Source organism: Rhizobacter sp. (assembly GCF_031412495.1).
In the GTDB taxonomy this organism is placed as follows: domain Bacteria; phylum Pseudomonadota; class Gammaproteobacteria; order Burkholderiales; family Burkholderiaceae_C; genus Schlegelella_A.
This window is the reverse complement of sequence record NZ_JANODC010000339.1, coordinates 1-6946: the sequence shown is the minus strand read 5'-3', so window position 1 is coordinate 6946 and position 6946 is coordinate 1. Positions and strand designations below refer to the sequence as shown.

The window sequence follows — 6946 nt, the reverse complement described above, 5'->3', positions numbered from 1 at the left end:
GCTGGGCCGGGTGGCCCGCAGGATCTGGGCAGTGGCCATGCGCGACAAGTACGGCGCCAACGAACGGTCCCAGAAGCTGAAGTACCACGTGCAGACCAGCGGCCGGTCGCTGCATGCGCAGGAGGTGCAGTTCAACGACATCCGGACCACGCTGCAGGCGCTGATCGCCATCTACGACAACTGCAACTCGCTGCACACCAACGCCTTCGACGAGGCGATCACCACGCCGACCGAGGACTCGGTGCGCCGCGCGATGGCGATCCAGCTCATCATCAACCGCGAGTGGGGCCTGGCGAAGAACGAGAACCCGAACCAGGGCGCGTGCGTCATCGACGAGCTGACCGAGCTGGTCGAGGAGGCGGTGCTCGCCGAGTTCGAGAAGATCGCCGAGCGCGGCGGCGTCCTGGGCGCGATGGAGACGGGCTACCAGCGCGGCAAGATCCAGGAAGAGTCGATGCACTACGAGATGCTGAAGCACACCGGCGAGTACCCGATCGTCGGCGTCAACACCTTCCGCAACCCGCACGGCGACACGGCCCCTGCCCACGTCGAGCTGCAGCGCTCGACCGAGGCCGAGAAGCAGGGTCAGCTGCAGCGCCTGGCCGACTTCCAGGCGCGTCATGCCGGGGAATCGCCGGCCATGCTGCAGCGGCTTCAGAACGCAGTGATCGCGAACGCCAATGTCTTCGAGGTGCTGATGGACGCCGTCCGCGTCTGCTCGCTCGGTCAGATCACCGAGGCGCTGTTCGAGGTCGGCGGGCAGTACCGGCGCAGCATGTAGCGCCGGAGGGGATGGTCAGGCCGGCGCGCCCTGCCGCTGCAGGGACCACACGCCGTCGTTCTCGACAGCCACGCCATCGTCGCGCAGCTTCAGCAGGTGGGCGGTGAGCGAACGCAACGCCATCGGGTGCATGCGCGGCGGTACGTCGGCATAGACCACCGGCAACAGATCGACCAGCGTCGCCGGGCCGCGCTCCTCCATCGCACCGACGACCTTGCCCTCGCGCTTCAGCCGGTGCGCGATGATCGCCTCCATGGCCGCCCTGGGCTGCGCCATCAGGAAGCCGTGTCCCGGCGCGAGCCACTCCAGGTCGAGGTCGAGCAGCGAGCGCAACGAGGCGATGTACGCGGCCATGTCGCCGTCCGGCGGGTTGATGACGACCGTCGACGCCTGCATCACGTGGTCGCCGGTGAAGAGGAGCTTTTCTTCCTCGAGCAGGTAGCAGAGGTGGTTGCCGGCGTGGCCCGGCGTGTGGATGACGGCGAGGTGGGTATGCGGCGCCAGGGCGATGCGCTCGCCGCCGGTCAGCGTCACGTCGGCGGCGAAGGTCGTGTCCTGCCACTCGCGGTGCCGCGGCGCGAGCCCCTGCACGGTGGCCCCGGTGCGCGCCTTCAACGCGAGGGTCGCCGGCGAATGGTCGGTGTGCGTGTGCGTGACCAGGATGCGCGTGATCGGCCCCGGCGCCGCGGCGAGGATCGCCTCGACATGGCCCTCGTGCGCCGGCCCCGGGTCGATGACCGCCCAGTCCGGGCTACCGCCGCCACCGACGAGATACGTGTTCGTCCCCGGGCCGGTCATGGCGCTGCCGTTGGCCGCGGTGACCCGGATCACGCGCTCCGACAGGCGCACGGCGGCACCCGGGACGATGTCGTAGGAGCATTCGCCGCGCCCTGAAGGATCGATGCGGCCGAGCTCGGCCCAGGCCGGCTCGTCGGGAAGCACCGGGCGCAGGCCCTTCGCGCCGGTGCCGACACGAGGCAGCACGAGCTCGACCGTGCGCGGCGATGCGGCCCAGGCCAACAGCGAGCGCACATCGTCGAAGCGGGTCAGGAGTTCGAGCGACTTCTGCGTCGGCGTCAGCAGCTTGAGGGTGCGGCTGCGCGCCAGTGCCTCGGCCGGGCTCAGCCACAGCTGCTCGACGAGCTCGGTGCCGTCGTGGACCGCGGTCTGGGAAGGCGGCGCCTCGGCCAGGAAGAAGCGGGTGTCGAAGCGCTTCGGGCGGCCGGCCGGCGTCAGCCAGTGGCTGAGGTAGTGCAGCCGGTCGACGGCAAGGCGAATGCCTTCGCTCGCACACAGCTCGGCCATCGTCCGCTCGGCGCGGTGGAGCGCCCCGCGCCAGGGGCCGAGGCGCGCCTTGTCGGCGCCGTCGAGGTCGACCCACGCGTCGCCCTCGCCGTAGGCGAACAGCAGACCGCACTCCTCGAAGCACTCGCGAACGGCGGCGACGAAGAAGTCGAGGCCGCCCTCGGGCAGGAGCAGGAGCCTGCTGGCCTCGACGTCGCCGAGCCCGGCGCAGAAGGCGCGTGCCGCCGCGTCGCGCGGGTCGATGGTTCCGCCCGGAAAGACCCAGGCGCCGCTGTTGTGGTCGCCGCGCTCGGCGCGACGCGAGAGCAGGACCTCGATCGCACCGCTCGCGCCGGCGCGGACGACGACGATCGTCGCTGCCGCGCGCGGCGGCCGCTCGGGTGCCGAGCCGGGGACGGGGAGAGAGAACGCGGAGGCGTCGTCGGAGGATTCGTTCATGGTGCGGTTCGCAGCGAAGGAGGACTCGCGACGAGTTTGACATGCATGGAACGCACTGAGCGTCGGAGCCATCCCACAGGCGCTGCCCCCGTCCACCCGCACGCGGTCCTTCCGTCAGCCTATGGGCAGATGCAGGGCCGGGCCTGAGGATGGCGCCAGTCGCGCAGTCTTCGCACTGCGGTCCATCACAGGAGTCCCCATGCTTCACTATGCCGTCGTCTTCTTCGTGATCGCCCTCATCGCGGCCGTGTTCGGGTTCGGCGGCATCGCCGCCGGCGCCGCCGGCATCGCCAAGATCCTGTTCGTCGTTTTCATCATCCTCGCGATCGCTTCGTTCCTGTTCGGGCGCAACCGCGGTCGATAGCAGCGGCCCGGTCCGGCTACGGACCGGGCGGCGGCCAGCCGAGCTCGGCAAGCGTCGCCATGGCGGCGGCGGGCGCGCGCTCCTTGGCGCCACTGATGAAGAACATGAAGACGTCGCGGTGCTTGCTTGCGGATGCGATCGGGTTCGCAGCCGCGAGTCTCGGCGAAGCCGCGGGTTCGCGGCCGGCGGCCCACGTGCGGGCGCACTCGGCCCAGAACGCGATGCGCTCGGGCGCGTAGCCGGTGGCCAGGTGCGCCTCGGTCTTCATCAGACGCGCGTACACGAAATCGGCGCTGAGGTCGGCGAAGCTCGGGTAGTCGTCCGAGTCGGCGAATACCGTCGCGACGCCGTGTCGTCGTGCCAGCGCCAGGTATTCGGCGCACATGAAGCTCGGGTGGCGCACGTCCATCGCGTGGCGCAGGCGCAGCGACCCGAGCTGCTTGGGCAAGAGCTGTAGGAACGCGGCGAAGTCGTCCGCGTCGAAGACCTTGGTCGGCGCGAACTGCCACACGATGGGCCCAAGCTTGGGCCCCAGCTCGGCCAGTCCGCTGGCCAGGAATCGCTCGATCGATTCGCCCGCTTCGGCGAGGACCTTGCGGTTCGTCGAGTAGCGGCTTGCCTTGACGGTGAAGACGAAGTCGTCGGGCGTCGCGTCGCGCCACTTGGCGAACGAGGCCGGGTTCTGCAGGCGGTAGTAGGTGCCGTTGATCTCGATCGAGGTCAGGCGGCGGCTGGCATGGTTGAGCTCGTCGTCGTGCTTCAGCCCGCGCGGATAGAAATTGTCGCGCCATGGCTCGAAGGTCCAGCCGCCGACGCCGACCCGGATTGCGCCTGCCTGCTTCGCCATCGGCCGATGATCGGCGACGGATGGGGCGGAGTCAAACGCGGACGGCGCACGCCTGTAGGGGCCGGCCTACTGCAAGTCGATGCCGCCGCCGATGGTGCGGCTCTTGCGACGGATCGACAGTCCGATGCATCCAGTGGCCAGGAGCAGGTGATGGGCGATGTCGAGTGGGTCGAAGACGTCAAGCGCTGGTACCTGTCCGGCGCTGCGTCGGTGCAGGCCGAAGCGATCGACGACGGCGGGGAATCGGTCGCGCTCGGCTACGAGGCTGCGCACCCGGCCCTGCAGGCCAGGCACTGGCCGGATGCACCGATCGCCGGCACGAACGAGCCGCTCTAACTCCTGACGACGGCCGGCGCCTCACCAGGGATCGATGAAGCGCTGACGCGGTGCGGGCACTTTCGCCGCGGCCAGCGACGACGCCAGCCAACGGCGCGTCTCCGCCGGGTCGATCACGGCGTCGATCTCGAGCGTGGTCGCCATGTGGATAGCCTTGCTTTTTCGTACTGCTCAGCAACCAGCCGCTCGCGCACGGCATCGCGTTCGGCGCCCTCGGCAGCCGCCGCGAGCTCCTTGCGGTAGCCGAGCTCGACGGCGCCCTCCAGGCCCATCGCCCCGAACTCGCCGCTGGGCCAGGACGCCGTCGCGAGCGGCGCCTGCAGCCCGCCGGCCGCCATCGCCATCGCACCGAGCCCGTAGGCCTTGCGCAGAACCACGGCGACGACCGGGACGCGCAATTGCGCGGCGACGACGAACATCCGGCTGACGTGCCGAACCTGGCCGCGGCTCTCGATCTCCGGCCCGACCATGAATCCGGGCGTGTCGATGAGCGAGACGATGGGCAGGCCGTGCGCGTCGCAGAGCTGCATGAAGCGGGCCGCCTTGTCCGCCGCGTCCGCGTCGATGGCGCCGCCGAGATGCGCCGGGTTGCTGGCGAGCACGCCGACCGGCCGGCCTTCGATCCGGGCCAGCGCGGTGACGACGCCCAGGCCGAAGCCGGCGCGCAGCTCCAGCATCGACCCGACGTCGACGACCCCCGCGACGATGGTGCGGACCTCGTACACGCGCAGTCGGCTGGCCGGCAGCAAATCGCGCAGCGCCGCTGCATCGGCCTCCTGCCAGCCCTCGGTCCGGCCCTGGAAGAGGGCGAGGTAGCGGCGCGCGACGTCCACCGCCTCGGCCTCGTCGGAGACGAGCACGTCGATGACGCCCGACCGCGACTGCACCTCGCTCGGCCCGATCTGCTCGGGCCGGAACGAGCCGAGCCCGCCGCCCTCGACCATCGCCAGGCCGCCCATGCCGATCGAGCTGTCGCGCGTCGCGATGATGGTGTCGCAGCAGCCGAGCAGGGCGGCGTTGCCGGCGAAGCAGCGGCCGGCGACGATGCCGAGCAGGGGCACGCGCCCGCTCAGGCGGGCGAAGCTCGCGAACGTCGCGACATGAAGGCCGGCGACGACGGGCATGTCCACATCACCCGGCCGGCCGCCGCCGCCTTCGGCGAAGAGGACGACCGGCAGGCCCTGCTCGGCGGCGATGACGAGCATCCGGTCGGTCTTCTGGTGGTTGCGCATGCCCTGCGTGCCGGCGAGCACGGTGGCGTCATAGGCCATCACCACGGCGCGCGTGCGCTCCGGGCCGAAACGGCGGCCATTGATCGTCGCGATGCCGGTGACCATGCCGTCGGCGGGCGTGTGGCGGATCAGGTCGTCGAAGCTGCGCCGGCTCCGCTGCGCCGCGACCGCCAGCGCGCCGTACTCGACGAAGCTGCCAGGGTCGCAGAGGTCGGCAATGTTCTCCCGCGCGGTCCGCAGGCCGGCGGCATGGCGCCGGGCGACCGCCTCCGGACGGTTCGCATCGGCCAGCCAGGCTTCTCGGTCGCGTAGTTCCTGGAGGTCGGCCCGGACCTGGCGGGGTGGCGCTTCAGGCGCCGCTTCGCCTGGCGCGGCGGAGGCGGCAGATCGCGGATGCAGCACCAGCAGCAGCTCGCCTTCGGCCACCTGATCGCCGCCCCCTGCGCGGACCGATGCGACCTCGCCGTCGTGCTCGCTGCGGATCTCGTGCTCCATCTTCATCGCCTCGAGGATGGCCAGGATGCCGCCCTTGCGGACCGCACGCCCGGGCTCGACGAGCACGGCCACGACGCTGGCGGCGAGCGGCGAACGGACTTCGATGGCGGCCATGCGCAGCAACGCCCGGTCAGCGCACCGCGCCCGGGTAGCGGGCCACGGTGAGCCCGGCCAGGTCGATGCCGGGGGAACGTCCGGAGACCACGTCGGCGATGATCCGGCCGGTGCCGGAGGCCATGGTCCAGCCGAGGGTCCCGTGGCCGGTGGCGAGAAAGAGATTGGCTATCGGCGTCGCGCCGATGACCGGCGTTCCGTCCGGCGTCATCGGCCGCAGACCGCACCAGAACTCGGCCCGAGAGACGTCGCCGCCGCCGGGGAACAGGTCGCTGACGACGTGCGCCAGGGTGCGGCGGCGCGCCTCGTGCAGCTTCAGCGTGTAGCCGGCGAGCTCGGCCGTTCCGCCGGCGCGGATGCGGTCGCCGAGCCGAGTCACGGCGACCTTGTGGGTCTCGTCCATGACCGTCGACTCGGGCGCGCCGCGCGGGTCGGCGATCGGCACGGTGATCGAGTAGCCCTTGACCGGGTAGACGGGAATGCGGATGCCGATTGGGCGGAGCAGCAGAGGCGAGTGGCTGCCGAGCGCGACCACGTAGGCATCGGCATCGAGCGTGCCGGCATCGGTGGCGGCGCCGAAGACGCGATCGCCGCTGCGGATCAGGCCGCGGATGTGGACGCCGAAACGGAAGTCGACCCCGCGCTCGGCTGCCAGGCCGGCGAGCGCCTGCGTGAACTTGAAGCAGTCGCCGGTCTCGTCGCCGGGAAGAAGCAGCCCGCCGACGAACTTCTCGGCGACCCCGCCGAGCGCCGGCTCGTGCCGCACGCAACCGGCTCGACCGAGCAGCTCGAAGCCGACTCCGCTGGCGCGCAGCACGGCGACGTCGCCGGCGCTGTCGTCGAACTGCTTCTGGGTCCTGAACAGCTGCAGCGTCCCCTGCATGCGCTCGTCGTAGGCGATGCCGGTGGCGGCGCGCAGGGCACGCAGGCAGTCGCGGCTGTACTCGGCGAGGCGGACCATGCGCGACTTGTTGATCTCGTAGCGCGCGGCCGTGCAGTTGCGCAGCATGGCGAGCACCCAGCGGAGCATGGCC

At 71.0% G+C, this 6946-nt stretch carries 6 protein-coding genes and 1 pseudogene; 3 read left to right on the top strand and 4 right to left on the bottom strand.

What is annotated here, in order from left to right; translation table 11 throughout:
• Positions 1-781, top strand: a 781-nt coding sequence (locus tag AC30N0_RS12530; RefSeq protein WP_489518241.1) for a methylmalonyl-CoA mutase family protein, incomplete at its 5' end; no start/stop codon positions are given.
• Positions 782-796: 15 nt separating this feature from the next.
• Here the strand turns inward: AC30N0_RS12530 and AC30N0_RS12525 are convergent.
• Complete coding sequence (locus AC30N0_RS12525; RefSeq protein WP_489518240.1) at positions 797-2524, bottom strand: MBL fold metallo-hydrolase; 1728 nt, start codon at positions 2522-2524, stop codon at positions 797-799.
• Between the two features lie 199 nt (positions 2525-2723).
• Between AC30N0_RS12525 and AC30N0_RS12520 the strand changes: the two genes are divergently transcribed.
• Positions 2724-2888: a DUF1328 domain-containing protein gene (locus AC30N0_RS12520; protein ID WP_489518239.1), complete on the top strand. Its 165-nt coding sequence runs from the start codon at positions 2724-2726 to the stop codon at positions 2886-2888.
• A 16-nt stretch (positions 2889-2904) separates the two neighbouring features.
• On the opposite strand, the gene AC30N0_RS12515 is transcribed toward AC30N0_RS12520, so the two are convergent.
• Positions 2905-3735 carry a DUF72 domain-containing protein gene (locus AC30N0_RS12515; RefSeq protein ID WP_489518238.1) on the bottom strand — a complete coding sequence of 277 codons (831 nt, stop codon included), beginning with the start codon at positions 3733-3735 and terminating at the stop codon, positions 2905-2907.
• A 6-nt stretch (positions 3736-3741) separates the two neighbouring features.
• On the opposite strand from AC30N0_RS12515, the gene AC30N0_RS12510 reads away from it, so the two are divergent.
• Positions 3742-4071 carry a hypothetical protein gene (locus AC30N0_RS12510; protein ID WP_489518237.1) on the top strand — a complete coding sequence of 110 codons (330 nt, stop codon included), beginning with the start codon at positions 3742-3744 and terminating at the stop codon, positions 4069-4071.
• Between the two features lie 21 nt (positions 4072-4092).
• Here AC30N0_RS12510 and AC30N0_RS12505 read toward each other — a convergent pair.
• Together AC30N0_RS12505 and AC30N0_RS12500 are read right to left on the bottom strand one after the other, a co-directional pair.
• Positions 4093-5864: pseudogene (locus tag AC30N0_RS12505) on the bottom strand (carboxyl transferase domain-containing protein).
• Between the two features lie 64 nt (positions 5865-5928).
• A partial coding sequence (locus tag AC30N0_RS12500; RefSeq protein ID WP_489518236.1) for a D-amino acid dehydrogenase occupies positions 5929-6946 on the bottom strand: 1018 nt, incomplete at its 5' end.